This is a genomic window from Roseivirga sp. AWQ4_251 (assembly GCF_056158225.1).
In genome coordinates this window covers 1,617,635-1,635,694 of record NZ_JBSWSW010000002.1, presented here as the reverse complement: position 1 = coordinate 1,635,694, position 18,060 = coordinate 1,617,635, and the positions used below count along the sequence as shown (strand labels likewise).

The following is an 18,060-nucleotide window of genomic DNA, read 5'->3' as shown; positions in this document are numbered from 1 at the left end:
AGATAAAAAGTAGCTGGTTTAAACAAACCACCTTTGCACCGAACGGCCAAACGCCTCGTAAATGGCTACCAAAGCCACTAGGGAATATTCTATCGCAACAATTTCCAGCCATTCAAAATACTCACCTGCCATGTAATTGGCGTAAGTGAAAAAGATCAAAATCGTCCAAATAAACGCAAACCGCTTTTCCGTAAACAAACTCACCGCCAACAAAGGGATGGTGTACCAAGGGTGAACCGTTGTAGCAAAAAGCAGATAGATGGCCCAAACCCACATCATTTGTTCGGGCAACTTTCTTTTCAGCCCCAAAAAGGAGTAAAGCATAATGCCAGAAAAAGCAGCTATCATCATCCAAACACCGCTTTGGGCTATGATGTTATGCCCTTGCGTAACAAATCCATACCAGCGAGCCAGATAATACACGCTTGCATTGAATTCAAATTTTTGAAAATAAAGCTCAGCACTGTCGTAAATGGCCCAAATATGTGCCGTATTGATTAGAGGAAGGAAAGAAATGACCACTACCAGCGCGACAATAAGGCCGTAGACCACGGTTTTTTTAAACCCGATTTTTCTGAAAAGAAGGGGAAGAAAAATTAAAGGAATAAACTTAGTAGCCACTGCTAGGCCAAAGTAAACAGCACTAGTTCTGAGTTTTTCTTGTTCGAAACACCAAATGGCCAATAGCAGAAAGTATATTAAAATGGCCTCGAAATGGAGATTACCCGTTAGTTCCAAAATCACCATTGGGTTTAGGGCATAGAAAAGTCCATATTTTTCGGGCAAGCCATAATGCCTAAGTAATTTTCGGATCATGCGTACATTGCCAATTTCGAAAACGAAAATTACCAGCCTTAAAATTACAATAGACCAAAACTCAGAATTGGGACTAAGTAAAGCCGCTAAAAAGAAAAACACCTGATTAAAAGGTGGGTAAACCGAGAAGTATTCAGGAGAATTCAGCTTGGCAAAAAGTTCGGGAGTGATGCCTTCAATCCCCTTATTTAAATGAAAAGTGGGGAGATGCTTATATGGATCAATCAATTGAGTGGTCAATCTCCCATCCCAAATGAAACGATAAACATCATCGGAAAGGGCTGGAATGGAAAAGAGCAAGAGCAAGCGAAGCAACATTCCCCAGTAAAAAGGCAAATCGACTTCGCTTTCATGGGTCTGCTTTATTACATAAAAAGTAGCAGCTACCATAATTATAAAGGCAGAAAGCAGAGGTATGGTTTGTCCGCGATCGATATAGTAGCCCAACACGATGGTTAAAACCGCTAAAACGATGTATGAAGAGGAAAGGAGACCGTTATTTTTAGGCATTGCGCGTATGCTGAATGCTATAGTAGAACACCAACATAAAGCCTAAGCTAAGCAAAATATGAAAAGGGAGTAAAGCAAAATCATGAAAGTAAAAAGCAAGGCCAATACCTGCCACAAAGTATAAGGAAAGCAGCCCCTCCAAAGCTGTTAAAGCATTGATTTTCTTGTTAAAGTACTTGTTCTGTTTCCAGCCATCAGCCTTTGATTTGATGTTGAATTTTGGTGTTCGCACAAAGGGCGTTTTCTTTCCAATAAGACCTTCAAACACTGCAATGGCATTGTGGATGCTAAGCCCCAGAAAAACCGCCAAAAGCATAAACATTTGAGGAATAAACTCAAGCAAAGTCTTCCAAAAGCCTTCTTTCTTTTCTTTGAAGCCATTCCAATAAAAGACGATAAGGAAAATGTAGCCCAAAAGAAAGATGCTTGAAATGTTGAGCAAAACCTGCCAACCAGAAGATAAATTTCTGATGAAAAGCACAGGAATACTTAATAAAGCAGTGATGACAATGCAAATGAAAATTGCAGAGTTCAGTAAATGAAAAGTAGCGTGAAACTTGGTTCCGAAGGGTAAATGTGCCTTAAGCACTTTAGGCAAAAGTTTTCGACTGGTTTCGGCAGCACCTTTCGTCCAGCGATATTGCTGCGATTTTATTGCTCCCATGGCAGCCGGTAATTCGGCAGGAGCCACGGTGTTAGAAACATAGAAAATGTTCCAACCTTTTAGTTGGGCTCTGTAGCTCAAATCTAAATCTTCAGTTAGCGTATCGGCTTTCCAACCTCCCGCATCTTCTATGCAGGTTTTTCGCCAAATGCCTGCCGTGCCATTAAAATTGAGAAAGTGCCCGCCAGTTGACCTCCCATTTTGCTCAACAAAAAAATGGGTATTCAACCCAAAAGCTTGAAGCTTGGTAAGCAAAGAATATTTTTCATTGATGTGCCCCCAGCGACTTTGCACTACGCCAATCTTTTCCGACCTATCGAAATGAGGAACTGTGTTTTTAAGAAAGTCCGTGTCTGGAAGAAAATCAGCATCGAAAATGGCAATGAACTCACCTTTTGCGATTTCCAATCCATATTGAAGCGCACCAGCCTTAAAACCCTTTCGCTCTGGCCTTCTTATATGCTGAACATCAACACCTTTTTGCTGCCATTCGGAAACTTTGGCTGCAATCAATTCAACCGTTTCGTCATTGGAGTCGTCCAGCACTTGAATTTCTAACTTTTTGCTAGGCCAATCCAATTTGCAAACGGCATCGATAAGCCTTTCTACCACATAGAGTTCGTTATAAACAGGCAGCTGAACAGTGACATGAGGAAATCTGTAATCACCAGAAATTTCAGGCTTTTCTGGAAGAAGGTGTTTTCTTTTCGCTTTGCGGAATTTATAAACCAAATTAAGCTGCGATAGGCTGTAAAGGAAAATAAACGACAGCGCTCCTGTGTATAGCGTGAGTACGATTAATTCCAACCAATACATTACAAATACTTAAAAATTGTAAACAAAATTTTATAACCCGCCAAGATAGTTCCTTTCACCGTTCCAGACACCTTGCTAACCCCAATTCGCCTTTTATAGTTTACAGCAACTTCGGTAGATCGCAGTTTCATTTTCGCAGCTTTCAACTGCATTTCTACCGTCCAGCCATAAGTTTTATCCTTCATTTGTAACTGAAGAAGGCTGTCGAATCGAATTGCGCGAAAAGGCCCCAAATCGGTGAATTGAGTGCCATAAAACCACTTGAGCAAAGTAGTTGCCAACCAATTACCAAAAACCTGCGGAAAAGTCATTGAACCACTCTCTCTTTTTCCAAGAGCTCGAGAACCGATAACAAAATCAGCTTTTCCTTCTATTATAGGTTGAACAAGTAGCGGAAGTTCTTCTGGGTAATCTGAATAATCACCATCCATAAACACCAAAATTTCGGGGCTTTTTGAAGGATTGGTAAGATATTCTATTCCTTTCAAACAGGCGTTTCCGTAACCAGGAATCGGTTGATTCAGTACAGTAGCGCCTAAAGATTGAGCCACAGCGGCCGTATTATCAGTAGAAGCATTGTTGACGACAATAATTTCTGAAACCCAGTTTTTAGGAATATCAGAAATAACATGGCCAATGGATTTCTCCTCGTTGAAAGCTGGAATAACTACTTTAATATTCTGCTGCTGCGGTTCGGTCACGGACAAAATTATAAATATTCAGTCAGCAGAAAGCCGACTTTGAAACAATAGTTCCTTTCACTTAATTTTCATGGATTAAAATGTTCTATAAACGACCTTTTAAAAGCTGATTAACTAAGAAATGATAAGTGATGGAACCTAAATTTAGTATAAAAAGTTAATTACATGTATATACATACAAATTGAAATTTAAAGAAAGGAAATAGATATGAAAACCGTAATTCACAAATCTGAAAGTCGTGGCGAAGCCAATCATGGCTGGCTGAAAAGCCGACATACTTTTAGTTTCTCTGGCTATTATAACCCTGAAAGGGTTCATTTTGGGGCGTTGAGAGTATTGAATGACGATCAAGTGGCAGAAGGCAAAGGCTTTGGAGCCCACCCTCACGACAACATGGAAATTGTGTCCATACCATTGTTCGGTGACTTAGAACACAAAGATTCTACTGGTAGAAACGAAGTCATCCGCCAAGGTGATGTACAAATCATGTCGGCCGGTTCAGGTATTCAGCATTCGGAGTTCAACCACAACAAGGATGAGGAAGTACATTTTCTTCAAATTTGGGTTTTCCCTAAAGAAAGAAACATAACTCCGCGTTATGAGCAAAAAACTTATCTACCAGAAGACCGAATGAATCAATTTCAAACGGTAGTTTCTCCTGAGGATAAAGATGCTTTGTGGATCAATCAGGACGCGTATTTCAGCTTAGCCAATTTAGACGCTGGCACCCAGCTGACTTACGAAGTCAAAAAATCAGGCAATGGTGTTTATCTGTTTGTATTGAATGGAGAACTCAGCGCGGCCGGTGAAAACTTAGACACCCGCGATGCAATTGGCGTAACCGAAACTGATAAAGTGGAATTGAAAGCTAGGTCTTATGCTGAAGTTTTAGTGATTGAAGTTCCAATGGAATTCTAAAAATTTGTTTCAGCTTAAAAAAACAGGCAAGGTCACCAGAAATGGTGGCCTTATTTTTTTGGCAGTCGATAAACTAGAAATCGAATTCGAAGTCGCTTACAGCGGCAAACTGGAAATCAAACCAGTATTCATATTCAGAATATTGAATGCAATCTTCTAGAATCTGATCAGCAGCCTGAAGCTTGATAAAACTGGTTTGTGGCAACCATTCGCGAAGAAGCAAAGCTTGGTCGAATGGAAGCTTAGATATTTGCACATAACCCGTTCCTAAATCGATGTGTGGTAGAGCTTTCATAATTAAGAGCAATCTTACAAAATTGGAATTTCCTCATTTCAAACTTCTAGTTATCAGATTGTTAAGTTTACCATCCGATTAGAAGAAATCATTAAAAAAGGTATCGATTTCTCGATACCTATAAGATGTGCTTAAGGCCCATTATGTTACAGGCTGCAAAAACTTTTTGTGACTTTCCTTTTCTGCTAAAGAGAAACCCTAGTCATTGTCTTTATTATCCTTCTTTTTCTTTTTCAGAATTCCTTTCAGAACACTTTCAGCTTTCTTCTTAGCCTCCTCTAATTTCTGATCGGTGCTATCTTTATTGACACCCAATTTGTCAGCAATTTTTGAAGCCGCACTATCCTTTTTCGCTTCTAGAAGGGAATCTGCTTTTGCTTTCAATTCCGATTTCTTAGCATCCAATTTCGCATCAACAAAGTCTTTCGCTTGGTCTACCTTGGCTTGAACTTCAGCCTTGGCTTCTTCTTTCTTCTCTTCAACTTTAGCTTTTACAGAAGCCGTAACCGCTGACTTAACATCAGTGCCATCACCACTGCCTACGCCTCTTAAGCCAAACTTAGGATCTTTAAAAGTTCCATCCACACCAATGTTCAGTCGGATGGTATTAGAACCTGCGATAGCATTATTACCTGTCAGTTGACCGATTAAGCTATTGAGCTGGGAGCCAATTTTACCCGCAGGAACATCCATAGCCACAACATAATCTATGCTTCCATCAATGCCCGTGCTGCCTCCGATACTCGCTTTATATTGACCAAGGTTTACATCAAACGGTTTTACGAAAAGTCGGCCATCCTTAATTTCAGCTGTCATTTTCACTCTATCTAAAGTTGAGGTGGCCAAATCGTTGATTTTGGTCAAAGCCGCCAAACCTTTCACCATTTTCGAATTTTCATCTAAACTCGCTTGCAACAATTGAATTACGCCACTACCTGTCAAAGAACTATACTCAGGCATCATATCTGCTCCCAAGGCACCTGCCAAAGAGAAATCCGTAGAAAGCAAACCTTCCATTCTTTCTGTGATTGGCGCTAGTTTTGCGATCATATCGATACTTTGGAACGAAGCTGGAATGGAAACTTCCTTCACCTTAAAACCAAAGGCAAAAAGTGGTTTTTCCGGTTTACTGTCATAAGAGCCTTGCAACCCAATTGTACCTTGAAGAGCCTTCATGTTGGTGTTGTCCAAGCTTACTTTTCCATCTTTTACCACAACGCCACCATTCACATCGTTCATGGTTAGTGAATTGTATAAAACCTTATCCACTTTAGTAGTCATTTTGAAATCCACATTTTCAGGAATTCTGACAACTTCGAGCGGTTCTCCATTTTCATCAACGGCTTCTTCTTCAGAAGAAGTCATCCATTCGTCAATATTCAAAACATCGGCTGTGGCATTAAGATTTCCTCTCAAGGTTCCTTCGTTCAAAGCAAAGCCCATGTAATTCTCTATTTTACCATTGGCTTTAAAGCTTGTCTCGCCAGCTTTTCCTTCTAACTGATCAAGCGATATTGCATCCTTATTGAATGAACTTTTGCCTGAAGAAACGCTAATCGTTTTACCAATGGCTTCGTCTTTATACACCAAGTTCTGCACTTCTATAGCACCACTAGTATTTAAACTTTGGTAGCGCTCATTTTCTACGTCACTCATCTTTCCGGTAGACTTCAAGTCCGCGGTTATAATCCCTGAAGCTTCTACACCTTCCATCGGGAAAATCTTGAAGAGCTTTTCTAAATCCACTTTTCCTTTAGCAGTTGCATCCCAATGAATATCGTCTAAATTTTCAGCGATAAGCGATGCTTCAAAAGGTTGTCCATCTAAGGTAAACTTAGCCGATGGAACATTGATTTTGGTGTCGTTTAATCTGGTAGTTGAATTTGTAGCTTGCGCTTTTACATTGATGTTTTCTAGCGGAGTAGGGAATTCGCTGGTTTGAATTCGACCTTCCGTCAAATCCATGGAAACATCAAAAGTTGGTATTTTATTATGAATGGAATCGTAAACCCCGCTTGCTTTAGCACTAATAGAAAGTAGTCCATCAAGGGTTAGGCCTTCCATTGGAATCATGCTGTTCAAATCCTTCAAATTCAAGGTTCCCTGAACATCCGCATTCATATTGTAATCGCGCAGATTATCGATCTTCAGCTTAGCATAAAATGGATTCTTGCCAAAATCCACATGCATTTCGCGCAAGTCTACCATGGTGTTTTCAATAACTCCATCAGGATTATCCACCTTTAAATCAACCTCCACATTGTGAATGGATTCGGGTAAATCTGGGTATTGAACAGAACCATTTTCGATATTCAAAGCCAAGTTAAAAGCAGGCATTTCGGTTTCTGAATAGCGCCCTTTTACCATTCCGCTGAAAGCTACTTTACCAGAGGCATCCACATTATCGAAGCTTTCGGTGTAAGCCCCAGGAATAAGTGAGAAGATTTTTTTGAAATCAGAAGAAGGAGAAGAAAACGACAAATCCATGGCGTAAGCTTCTTCCAACATAGTAAACGAACCATCGATAGCCAGCGGAAAGTCATTGATCAGGAATTCATTTTCCTTGAAGGTATATTTTGAGTTGGTCAAATCCATGCTCAAAATCATATCGATTGTTACTTTTTTATCCGTTAAGTAATCCATTCCATCGTAGTTCACCCCAACGGATTCTACTTCGCCATTCGCCTCTAAATCGAAAATATCTTGGGCAAAATCACCATTTCCTGAAATGTTGATGCCATTAAGTTGCGCCACCACACCTGCAGCTTGATCGAAATAGACAAAATTACCATCTGAAACACTAAAGCTTTTGATACCAAAATTCACGGCTGAAGGCTCAGAAGAAACTTCTGGCGTTGGTTCTTCCACGGCCTTCATAATATCATAATTAACAGTACCATCCGCCAAAGTGATAATGGTAATGTCGGGCGAATTTAGGCTCACTCCTTTGATGTTAATAGCATCGCCAAAAAGCACTTCTTTTATATCAACTGTAGCCTCTAGCTCTCGTGCACTGGCGAGCGTATCGCCTTCAAACACACCATTGCCAATAATGCCAAAGTCGCCCAAACCGATGGTGCAGTTCGGGAAATTTCTGATGAGTGAAAGACTGAATTGATCTACATCGAAGAACAAAGTTGCCTCTGTATTCTTGTCGAATTCCTTTATGATAAGGTCTCGGATCTTATCCTTGAAAAAAACCGGAATGAGCAAAAGCAATAAGAAAATGCCCACAATAATGCCGAAGAAGATTTTTAAAAAGCGTTTCATATGTATGCGAATGTAAGTCTAAGTAGATAAATTATTAACTACCAAGGCTAGGCGATGTTACAAATTTCAAGATTAATTAATCTTGGGGCTAAGACTTTAGCTTTCGGATTTTCTTTGGGCCATACCATAACCAAAGGCCCGAAATCACAAGAACCAGGAGTCCAAAGCCCAAAACATTCATGGCCGTGACTTTAAAGACTTCTGAAATTATGGAGCCATCGTGAATGTGCTCAATCCAATCGGAATGGCGCCTTGCAACGGATAGAACTTCAAGCGTTTGTGCATCAATCTGAACTTCCCAGCTACCCGTATCGAAAATTACTTTGGCAATTCCTTTGGTAGGTCGGTATTCAATTCTATCGAAATTAGAAGCAGACAAGCCTATACTGTCCACAGCAGTTAATGCGACCTGGGCCAATTCTTCAATGGGTTTCCACTCGGCCATTTTCAAAGTCGCGCCTTTTTGAGTTGGGGGCTGAAGAATATCAAAGTTCTTCTTCCAGCCTAAAAAAATACCCGTCACCGCACTCAGTATTACCAATACCGATAACACCAAACCCAGAATTTTATGCACCTGTCTATAGGAACGAATTGACTTAGCAATTTAAGTCGGGGCTTTCGGCATGAGTATAATTGGTTTGATTGGCGGAAGAAGTGGAATTTTACTGGATTTGGCAACAGAAATTATATCAATAGAAGACGCCCAAAGTCAAGCCAATGTAAAATAAAGATTACCAAATTTTGCCTAATGTTAATTCAATGTTAACTTAGTGTTAAATTTTTCGTTATTAACCATCGTAACGTGAAGCAGAAAAGAGATGATGAGAAGAAAGCAAATATGGTTTATGATGGTGGTTGGTCTCTTGGCGATTCAACCTCTAGCTCATCCCCATCAGTCCCCTACAATCCCTGAAACCCTTCAGAAGGCTGATGTCTTTTTCACAGGAGAAGACTCAGCAGTTATAGCCAATGTTCGTAAAAATTTCGAGAACATACTTTCCGAAGTAGAAACCCTGAGAACAAAAACTCCTGACGACTACAAATTCTTAAGAAAGATGTTTCAACGCACCAATAGAAGAGCGTTAAAACGTTATGATCGCTATTCCGATTTTAACGATACAATGACAGAAAATGTATATGGCTGTTTAACAGGTACAATTATGTATTCCCTGATTCTATCTCATTTTGGTTTTGATTACCAAATTGTAGAATTACCCGACCATGTATATTTAACGGTTAACAACAATGGCCGAACTTTCATTTTAGAATCCACTTTAGGCGCTAGAGGCTTTTTAGCCGGAACTTCTGAAGTAAAAGAAGCCATAGAAGAATACAGTAAAAAAATAAGTCAAAGCGACTTAATGCTGGTTGCCTCAGATGGAATTTTAGACCATAGCCAATTCGATAATAAGATTGACCTGAAGCAGTTAGCAGGCTTACAATATTACAATAAGGCAATTGTAGCTTTTAGAAACTCTGAGCTACTTTCTGCGTTAGAGTATGCCCGGAAGGCGAATGAATATTACCCTTCCATTAGAATTAAATACATTATGCAATTAGTAATTAATGAAATCCTGCACAATAAGGACCTTAGCGAGCAAGTAAAGCAGAGCGTTCTTAGCAATTACATCACGCACCTGCGTGAGCACAAAATCAGCCAGACGAAATAAGCAGAGCTGAGCATCAAAAAAGAAAGCCTTTAAATCGCTATAAAAAGCTGCATTTAAAGGCTTAAATATTTTTAGAGGGTTACGTTACATACTCAATATCGTAAACTCAACTCTGCGGTTAAGCGCCCTTCCACTTCGAGTTCTGTTAGAAGCTATCGGAATTTCTTCCCCGTACCACACAAACTTCAGTCTGTCTTCCTTAATTCCCAGCGTTGCCAATGCTTTGCGAACCGCCTCAACTCTTCTTCGGGAAAGATCTACATTATATTCGTTAGTGCCATAATTATCGGTGTGACCAGCCAATTCGACAACCGCAGTTGGGTAGTCGTTCATAAACTTGGCCAGGTTCCGAATCTCAGTCCATGACCTTGGCTTGAGCAAATCTTTATCGAAATCGAAAAATACATTTCTGATAATAAATGAAGCTCCTGGAGCGGCTTTTACGATTTGCGTGTTCAGGTTAATTACTGGAGCAGTTACTCCACTTACTATTGCAGTTCCTTGAATCTGAGGCTGAGTAATTTCTCTTCTTTGTGCATTCAAAACCTCAAAAGTATCGCGCTTAATTTCTGGCAATGAAAGGTTGATAGCAACGGCTTTCATAACATCATCGGGCACTGAAATTGGCTCTCCTGCGGCAACATCTGCGCTATCCAAATCCAACCTGTCTAAAGTAGCAGCATATACATTTACCTCACCAACATCGAGCAAATCGATGGTTGATCCCACCGGAATAAAGCCTGGAATTTCGGCTCTATAGCTATATATTTCATCCGCGGGAAGTTCAATACAGTAATTGCCTGCTTCATCGGTACGTACTCTACCTACTTCAACGCCATCCCTCAAACGAGAAAAAACTACCTCAGCATCTAAAGGCTCCTGAGTTTCAGGATCGGTAATTTTTCCACACAAACTCACCAGGCGAAGCTGTTCTGTTACCAATGGCAGCGTTAAAGAATGGATATCCAAATCGTTTCCTTCCACTTCGCGACAGAAATATGCAAAAGAGCCATCATGAGGAATGAAAAGGAACATGTCATCTACTTCGCTATTGATTACTGGGCCAAGGTTTTGCGGCTCGGTCCAGCTTTGCCAAGAGTTATCCAATCTTCGGGTCATAAAAATGTCCTTCTTTCCATAGCCACTATGTCCTTCCGAAGTGAAAAACAAAGTCTTGCGGTCGGGCATTAAAAACGGACCTTCTTCTTCTCCTGCAGAGTTTATGACATTTCCCATGTGAAGAGGTTCCGTCCATAAACCATCCTTCTGCAAAAAACATACGTACAAATCGCGGCCACCTTCTGTGCCTCTTCCTTCTTCGGAAATCAAAAGAATTTCACTATCGGGAGTTAGCCAAAAATTTACATTGCGATGAACATTTAAGTCGTTGAAAATGCGCAGGTTTTCCGGTTTACTCCAAGTTGAATCAGAAGTTCTTAAACTCTTCGAAATGCCGTATTTCATTCCTCCGGGCCAATATTCATTCCCTAGAATGATCAACTCTTCATCTTCTAACAAAAATGAACTGATGAAATTAGGATCGATATTATTCAAAGGTTCGCCAACATTTTTGGCCTCGCCCCAATCCATGGTTTTTTCATCGAAGTCAGAATACCAGATATCTTCCAAATCATCTTCTCCTCCCACATTTTCAGGATGACCTCTTCTGCTGAAATAGAGGGTTTTCTTATCCTTGGTTAGCAAAGGCTTGATTTCACGATTGGTGCTGTTCACCAAATCATTCAATCTGTAAACCACCAACTTTGTATTGATATTCGGCATCAGATTGATTTCCGCCTCAATGGGCTCTTGGCTATTGGAAATGCCGATACAATCAATCGAAGTAAAACCATCCACAGATTTTCCATCAATAACCAACTTCAGGGATTTAACATTAAAGGGAGTTCGATCCATAAAAACATGGAACATGCGATAAAGCTCCTCTACTGGCCCAGGGGTTTGTTTAAAAACAGAATGTTCTTTGCCGTCATCGTCATAAGCCAAAATCTCTTTAATGGCTCCTGGATTGAAAGTTTCACCTACCGCAATCTGTTCTATCGGCATAGAAATATCGAACTGAACTTTGATGTACTCTAAGGTATTCGGATTGAAAGGCGACCACGCACTAGGATTGTCGCCCCCAGCCGGCAAAATATTTGGCTTGCCCAAAGCTTGCCTAGCAGAACCTTGCAGTTCTGAGAGTTCAGAAGAAAAGTCAACTACCCGGGAAGCCCACTGCATAGTGGATTGCGGATAAAGTAGGCTTGAGAAAAGCACCAAGAATAGGGCGCTGAAAAAGATTCTCATAAAAGTTGATGCTTTATCAGACTATTGATATTCAATAATAATGAATTTTAATCATGTTTGATACAAAGATGCAGTTATAAGTAGCAAAGCTTTTTGCATCAATAAGTTGACCTTTGCCCAAAAATCATATAACCAAAAGTTAATGACATGCCCACATGTGCTTTGGGATTCTCCAAATAGTTGGCCCGAAAAGTCAGTGGCCCTAAAATGGTATTGTAAATCAAAGCAGCCATTCCTGAAAACTGGACTTTATCAAAACCCTTCTTGAAAACGGGCGCTTGATCATCGGCTTCTATAACCATTTGGTAAGGTGAAAAACCATAAATTTCAGTTCTCAAATAAAGACTTTCCGCCAACAAAAATGAATGCACCATTCCCAAACCGAAATAGCTAAAGGCTCTGTATTTAGGTAGAAAATAGGTTTCTGAATCAAACATAGGGCTAAACTGCCGATTATAAATCAAGGTTGCTTGGTAATTATCGAACTCGGGCTGAGTGCTATACATGGATTCTACTTTCCACCCAAAAGTATAATTGTCGGAAAGCTTTTTATATTCTTCGAAATGAAGTTCCAGTGTAAACCAATTCCTATCGTTTACATATCGTGAACTCATATTGGGTTTATAAAAACTGCTTGTAGTGCCAGGTATGTAAGTAGAGCTTCCTAAAAAGATATTAGCATTGCTGTAAAAGCGAACACCCGAAGTTGGAAATTGCTTTGCGTTCAAGCTATTACGCTCAAAACTAACTTTCCCTTTAAAAGCCTTATACGAGAGCCTATCCAAGGTTTCATCTGAAGAAACATTTGGAATGTTGCTGAACCTATCGGAATTGCGAATTACCGCAGCTTCGGCCGAAATAACGGTTCGCTGACCGGCTCCAATACCAGCGGTCAATCCTAGTTTTCTATCAATTTGGTTGAGAACTGTTGGGCTAAATCCATCATCGAAAAAATCATCGGCATCAATAAAGTCCCATTGATTGAAAAGGAAAGATGGCTCTAGAAAAAATCTCGATTTAGGATTTAAGTTGAACCTAGAGCCCAAATAAACAGATTCGTAAAAGCGACCGGTTGAAGCCTTGAATTTATAGGTATTGAGGTAGCGGTTGAACGAATTGAAATTCAAACCCATGTGAAGGGTACTTACATTTCTTGTAGAAATATTACCACCAACATCCACAGAAAGCGCTTTTTTAGCGGTAGGCTTAAGAAACAAATCCAGCACAAAAAAGTCCTTTTCAAAGTCATAATCAAAGTTGAGGTAAATGTTTTTGAAATAAGGTTCGGAAACTAGTTGAAAGTAAGCGTGACGGATTTCTTGCAAAGAAAGCGGGCCATCTTCAAACGAAATGAGTGAACTGATATATTCCTCTTGCTTCTCTTCAAAACCATGCAATTTCAAACCACCAAAATGCCATTTCTTAAAATGACTTCGAAATTCCTTTCGCTTTTGATCCACCTTTGAAGGTTCCACTCTGGCGCTGACTCTGGATTTAATTTCATCCATTTGAGCTAATGTAACTTCGTAACCTGCTTGAATTAATTCCGCCACTTTATCAAAGTCCATGGCTGTAAAAGGCTTCATATTTGGTTCGATGTAAATATCTGTACTATCCAGCATGTTGGGGTCAGTTTTATCCAAGAACATGAAGAGCAAAGCATCGGTAAGAATTTCTTCATCTGCATCAAACGGATATTTATCTACTTTTTTAGTAGCCACATTTATCCCAATCGTAACCCCAGGTTTATAAACTTCCTTCATTATGTCGACAGGAAAATTGTCGTACAAACCTCCATCGAAAATGTATTTGTTCTGAAACTTAATAGGACGATAGAAAAACGGAACGGCCATTGAAGATCGGGTAGCAAGCATGAGAGAACCAGTATCCAGTCTCACCACTTGCTCTGAGAAAATCTCGGCCGCAATGGCTTTAAAAGGTACAAAAAGATGATCGAAATTATAGTCTGCCGCTTGAGCAGCCTGGCTCAAATATTCGTTCAGCAAAAAATTAATGATCAAGTCATTGGCTAATGGTGTATTGAAAGAAGCTTGAAAATTTTCATCGAAAAGAAGATCTACCGTAAGCCATGAAGCATTATCCTGAGATTTGGTGTAGTTGTATTGATAGCGATCCGAAGAAGTTCCATTCACCCAATCTTCAAAAGAGGGATTAAGCGCAATTTGCTCAATTTCCACAGGCGAAAGACCTGCAGCATACAACGAACCAACAACTGCCCCCATGCTGGTTCCAATCACATAATCGATGGGAATATTATTCTCTTCCAAAGCCTTTAGAACACCAATATGAGCAATGCCTTTGGCTGCACCTCCACTCATTACCACACCAACTTTTTGACCGTGTAAGCAAAGGCAGCTTAACAAAAAGGCACATGTAACAAGTGATTTTTTCATAGTTTAGAAGGCATAAAAAAAGCAGGACGATGATCCTGCTTTAAATTTAGAATTTCCTTTCATTATTTGGCGCTTGCCGTTATAACATCTTCTGCTCCGGCAGAAGGAATATCACTAAGTTTCTTATCCAGAAGCGAACGAATGGCTTCGAACTTCACCAAATGATCAGCCGAAAGTGGTTTCTCTGCTGGAAGTTTCTCTCTTAAGAAGTCTATCTGCTGGCCATTTTTCCAGAACCTAAAGCATAAGTGGTAGCCTGTTGCCAAACCAGTGTCTCCTACATAACCAATAACGTCTCCTTTTTTAACCCTTTGCCCATTTTTGTATTTGCCAAATTTAGACATGTGCAAGTAGCCTGTAGTATAAGTTCCGTTATGTCTGATTTTCACATAATTCCCATTTCCGTTAGTCCAACCACGCGCTATAATTGTTCCGTCTGCAGCAGCCTTAATTGGTGTTCCCTTTTCAGCTGCAAAATCGGTTCCCAAGTGTGGGGTTCTTCTTTTGAGTACGGGGTGAAAACGGTTCGGATTATAGCGGCTAGAAATTCTTGAATACTCTACTGGGTATCTCAAAAAAGCACGCTGAAGACTTTCTCCTTTTTCATCATAGAAATCATAACCATTGCCTAAATCATAAGCATAAGCCATAAAAGGACGACCTACGTGATTAAATTCAGCTCCTTTAATTTGTCCTATGCCAATGGATTCACCATTTACTAATTTTTCCTCATAAACCACCTTAAACCAGTCGCCTCTTTGAAGGGTTTTGAAGTCGAGTTGCCAACCAAAAACATCGGCAACAGCACTTACCAAAGCAGCGGAACCGCCTTGCTGACGAATTGCATGATCTAATGAAACTGTAATTTGCCCAGACATGGTTTGTTCAACCACTTCAACATCTCTTTCTTCTTTGTGAATTTGAATAGAATCGCCAAGCTCATACACTACATATTCAAGTGCGTTTGGCTCATACACAAAAAAAGCGGCCTTTTTAATCGAATCCTCTCTGTAGAAAAGGGTATAATCTCGATTAGGCACTAAATTTCTTACACTGAAAACATTCTTTGAGAGTTTATCTAAACTGAAGATGTCTTGATTACTGATGTTAAAGGGAAGAAGAATGTCTGCGATGGTTTGATTTCTTTGGATCTTGCCCTCGACAATCTCATATTCATCAAGAGGGATTCCAAATTTAAATTGGGGCTCTGGCGGAAGCACCTCTTCTTCTGCCCTTATTTCTACTTCGTCTGAGTTTAGTACATCGCTTTTCTTCTGAAAAGTAAAATAAAGAATTGCCACTGCTACCAAACCCACAACTCCGGCAATTCCTAAATTCTTTTTGCTCATTCTTTATTTTTTACCTTTAACGGCTAAATAACGAAAATAATAAGCCCAAAGTCAAAAAAGTTTTACGGATTTAAAGCCTTGTATTTCTGAGCCTAAGGCTATTTAAAACAACAGAAAGTGAGGAGAAAGCCATGGCCGCTCCTGCTATCATTGGGTTGAGCAAAAATCCGTTTATAGGATACAAAATTCCCGCTGCCACGGGTATGGCAATCAGGTTATAAACAAAAGCCCAAAAGAGATTTTGCTTCATAGTTTTGATGGTTTTTTCTGAAAGCTTTGTGAGCTGGAGAAGTTTGGAAATATCACCATTCAATAAAGTGACTGAAGCACTTTCTAAAGCTACATCGGCTCCTGTGCTCATTGCAATTCCTAAATCAGCTTCGGCCATTGAAGGTGCATCGTTGATGCCATCGCCAGCAAAAGCCACTATTTTCCCGGTTGCCTTTGCCTCCTTTACAATTTTATGTTTGTCTGCAGGAAGTAAATTGGCTCTGAAATGCTTAATTCCCGTTTCTCGAGCCACGTTTGCGCAGATTCTTTCATTATCTCCAGAAAGCATTTCAACTTCAATTCCACTGGCTTGAAGTTGCTCAACCAATAATGCTGAAGTTTTCTTCACAGTATCGTTAAGCGCGATCAACGCCATTAATTCTTCATCGCGAACAAAATAGACAAGCGTTCTTCCTTGGTTATCCAAGTCTTTGACTAAAGCTTCTACCTGATTATTTATGGTCAGATTTTTCACCCCATTCTTGCCCAAAACCTTGTAAGAATGCTCACCTAGCTGCGCTTCCATTCCAATGCCTGCAATAGTTTTCAACTGCTTTACCTGTACTGGAAATAAATGATAATGATCGTGCAAATAATGGGTGACAGCGTCCGCAATAGGATGGGCTGAAGCTGCTTCGATTCCATTTAACACACTTAGTATCTCTAGATTTTGGTCTTCATCAAAGAAAGTGTGAAAGTCAGTAACTGAAAGTTTTCCTTCGGAAATGGTTCCTGTTTTGTCTACGAAAAGCTTATCGATTTTAGATGCATTTTCCAGGGCGATAGCATCTTTAATCAAAATTCCACTTTTGGCTCCTTTTCCAATACCCACCATTATGGCCATGGGTGTTGCAAGCCCCAAAGCACATGGGCAAGCAATAATCAATACAGAAAATGTATTGATAAAGGCATAAGTGACAGATGGGTTTGGCCCCAAAATATACCACAACACAAAAGTGATGGCGGCCAAAACCAAAACTACAGGAACAAAAATTCCAGCAATTTTATCTGCCAACTTTTGGGCAGGAGCTTTTGAACCTTGAGCATCGCTCACCATTTTAATGATTTGCCCTAAAAGTGTATCGTCACCTAATTTTTCAGTTCGAATTTCAAGAGAACCATCGGTGTTGATTGTGCCAGCTCTCACCTGGTCATCCTCAGATTTAACCACTAAAACCGATTCTCCAGAAATCATGCTTTCATCCAAACTCGCTTGGCCCGAAACAATCTTTCCATCCACTGGAATTTTTTCTCCCGCCTTCACCAAAAGCACATCACCTATCTGAACTTCTTCTAAAGCCACTTCTTCTTGTTGGCCATCTTTTACTCTAATCGCCTTTTTAACTTGAAGTTGAAAAAGCTTTTCTATTGCTTTTGATGTTGAAAATTTGGCTCTTTCTTCCAGAAATTTCCCTAACAAAATGAATGAAATAATGACCGCGGCCAACTCATAATACACATGAACCTCGAGCCCTTGATTTTTTATTACCTCTGGAAAAATGGTATTGAATAAGCTGAAAAGGAAGGCAGAACCCGTTCCGAATGCAATCAGCGTATCCATATTAACGGCTGCTCTTTTTATTTGCTGAAAAGCACTGACGAAAAAGCGTGAACCCGCCACAAAAACCACTGGTGTGGAAAGTAGCAACAGCACCCAATTCTTATAATCGAATGCCCCAACAAACATTGAAAGCACCATGACCACCAATGAAAGAGCCGAGGCCCAGATCAAAGCCTTTTTGGTTTTTAAAAGTTCAGTTTCTCGATTCTGATCAGTAGCAGCTTTATCTTCTTTGGCTTGTAATTTATATCCTGCGCCTTCAACATATTTCTGAAGACTTTTGAAGTTTACTTCGGATTGATCAAAAGTTAGGCTAACTGTATTGGTAGCAAAATTTACCGAAGCTTCTTTTACTCCCTTCGCATTATTGAGCGCTTTTTCAACCGTATTGGCGCAGCCTGCGCAATGCATGCCTTCAACGGGATAAGTGTTTTTAACAATCGTTTCAGCCATGCGTGTTTAACAATTTGAAAAATTGATTAGTGCCTACTAAATGGG

Annotated in this window: 12 protein-coding genes; 2 read left to right on the top strand and 10 right to left on the bottom strand. The window is 40.0% G+C overall.

Going from position 1 to position 18,060, the window contains the following annotated elements; genetic code table 11:
* Nucleotides 1-18 precede the first annotated feature (18 nt).
* The 3 genes from ACXACJ_RS21070 to ACXACJ_RS21060 are packed head-to-tail and all read right to left on the bottom strand — an operon-like array spanning nucleotide 19 to nucleotide 3,507.
* Nucleotides 19-1,326 carry an MptA/MptB family glycosyltransferase gene (locus tag ACXACJ_RS21070; RefSeq protein WP_475136409.1) on the bottom strand — a complete coding sequence of 436 codons (1,308 nt, stop codon included), beginning with the start codon at nucleotides 1,324-1,326 and terminating at the stop codon, nucleotides 19-21.
* Entirely contained in the window at nucleotides 1,319-2,806 is a 1,488-nt protein-coding gene (locus ACXACJ_RS21065) for a cellulose synthase family protein (RefSeq protein WP_475136408.1), read from the bottom strand. Before ACXACJ_RS21065 ends, ACXACJ_RS21070 begins: the two co-directional genes overlap by 8 nt.
* Nucleotides 2,806-3,507, bottom strand: a complete 702-nt coding sequence (locus ACXACJ_RS21060; protein ID WP_475136407.1) for a glycosyltransferase family 2 protein — start codon at nucleotides 3,505-3,507, stop codon at nucleotides 2,806-2,808. The genes ACXACJ_RS21065 and ACXACJ_RS21060 overlap by 1 nt, the downstream gene beginning before the upstream one ends.
* A gap of 208 nt (nucleotides 3,508-3,715) precedes the next feature.
* Here ACXACJ_RS21060 and ACXACJ_RS21055 point away from each other — a divergent pair, with 208 nt between their 5' ends.
* Nucleotides 3,716-4,426 (top strand): pirin family protein, encoded by a 711-nt coding sequence (locus tag ACXACJ_RS21055; RefSeq protein WP_475136406.1) that lies wholly within the window; start codon nucleotides 3,716-3,718, stop codon nucleotides 4,424-4,426.
* Nucleotides 4,427-4,499: 73 nt separating this feature from the next.
* Here ACXACJ_RS21055 and ACXACJ_RS21050 read toward each other — a convergent pair whose 3' ends face one another.
* The 3 genes from ACXACJ_RS21050 to ACXACJ_RS21040 all read right to left on the bottom strand — a co-directional run bounded on the left by ACXACJ_RS21050 (nucleotide 4,500) and on the right by ACXACJ_RS21040 (nucleotide 8,565).
* Nucleotides 4,500-4,721, bottom strand: coding sequence for a hypothetical protein (locus ACXACJ_RS21050; RefSeq protein ID WP_475136405.1), 222 nt, complete (start codon nucleotides 4,719-4,721; stop codon nucleotides 4,500-4,502).
* Nucleotides 4,722-4,919: 198 nt separating this feature from the next.
* Nucleotides 4,920-7,991, bottom strand: a complete 3,072-nt coding sequence (locus ACXACJ_RS21045; RefSeq protein ID WP_475136404.1) for a hypothetical protein — start codon at nucleotides 7,989-7,991, stop codon at nucleotides 4,920-4,922.
* Between the two features lie 88 nt (nucleotides 7,992-8,079).
* On the bottom strand, nucleotides 8,080-8,565 hold the full coding sequence (locus ACXACJ_RS21040) for a PepSY-associated TM helix domain-containing protein (RefSeq protein ID WP_475136403.1): 486 nt from the start codon (nucleotides 8,563-8,565) through the stop codon (nucleotides 8,080-8,082).
* Nucleotides 8,566-8,809: 244 nt separating this feature from the next.
* Between ACXACJ_RS21040 and ACXACJ_RS21035 the strand changes: the two genes are divergently transcribed.
* Nucleotides 8,810-9,661 (top strand): hypothetical protein, encoded by an 852-nt coding sequence (locus ACXACJ_RS21035; protein WP_475136402.1) that lies wholly within the window; start codon nucleotides 8,810-8,812, stop codon nucleotides 9,659-9,661.
* Between the two features lie 84 nt (nucleotides 9,662-9,745).
* Here the strand turns inward: ACXACJ_RS21035 and ACXACJ_RS21030 are convergent, their stop codons facing one another.
* From ACXACJ_RS21030 to ACXACJ_RS21015, 4 genes are all read right to left on the bottom strand, one after another.
* Nucleotides 9,746-11,968, bottom strand: a complete 2,223-nt coding sequence (locus ACXACJ_RS21030; protein WP_475136401.1) for an OmpA family protein — start codon at nucleotides 11,966-11,968, stop codon at nucleotides 9,746-9,748.
* Between the two features lie 98 nt (nucleotides 11,969-12,066).
* Complete coding sequence (locus ACXACJ_RS21025; protein ID WP_475136400.1) at nucleotides 12,067-14,382, bottom strand: patatin-like phospholipase family protein; 2,316 nt, start codon at nucleotides 14,380-14,382, stop codon at nucleotides 12,067-12,069.
* A 62-nt stretch (nucleotides 14,383-14,444) separates the two neighbouring features.
* Complete coding sequence (locus ACXACJ_RS21020; RefSeq protein ID WP_475136399.1) at nucleotides 14,445-15,731, bottom strand: peptidoglycan DD-metalloendopeptidase family protein; 1,287 nt, start codon at nucleotides 15,729-15,731, stop codon at nucleotides 14,445-14,447.
* A 70-nt stretch (nucleotides 15,732-15,801) separates the two neighbouring features.
* Nucleotides 15,802-18,015: a heavy metal translocating P-type ATPase gene (locus tag ACXACJ_RS21015; protein ID WP_475136398.1), complete on the bottom strand. Its 2,214-nt coding sequence runs from the start codon at nucleotides 18,013-18,015 to the stop codon at nucleotides 15,802-15,804.
* Nucleotides 18,016-18,060: the final 45 nt, after the last annotated feature.

Coding starts and splice junctions, on each gene's coding strand:
- ACXACJ_RS21070 (WP_475136409.1), bottom strand. CDS start 1,326: ATGCCTAAAAATAACGGTCTCCTTTCCTCTTCATACATCGTTTTAGCG.
- ACXACJ_RS21065 (WP_475136408.1), bottom strand. CDS start 2,806: ATGTATTGGTTGGAATTAATCGTACTCACGCTATACACAGGAGCGCTG.
- ACXACJ_RS21055 (WP_475136406.1), top strand. CDS start 3,716: ATGAAAACCGTAATTCACAAATCTGAAAGTCGTGGCGAAGCCAATCAT.
- ACXACJ_RS21050 (WP_475136405.1), bottom strand. CDS start 4,721: ATGAAAGCTCTACCACACATCGATTTAGGAACGGGTTATGTGCAAATA.
- ACXACJ_RS21045 (WP_475136404.1), bottom strand. CDS start 7,991: ATGAAACGCTTTTTAAAAATCTTCTTCGGCATTATTGTGGGCATTTTC.
- ACXACJ_RS21035 (WP_475136402.1), top strand. CDS start 8,810: ATGATGAGAAGAAAGCAAATATGGTTTATGATGGTGGTTGGTCTCTTG.
- ACXACJ_RS21030 (WP_475136401.1), bottom strand. CDS start 11,968: ATGAGAATCTTTTTCAGCGCCCTATTCTTGGTGCTTTTCTCAAGCCTA.
- ACXACJ_RS21025 (WP_475136400.1), bottom strand. CDS start 14,382: ATGAAAAAATCACTTGTTACATGTGCCTTTTTGTTAAGCTGCCTTTGC.
- ACXACJ_RS21020 (WP_475136399.1), bottom strand. CDS start 15,731: ATGAGCAAAAAGAATTTAGGAATTGCCGGAGTTGTGGGTTTGGTAGCA.
- ACXACJ_RS21015 (WP_475136398.1), bottom strand. CDS start 18,015: ATGGCTGAAACGATTGTTAAAAACACTTATCCCGTTGAAGGCATGCAT.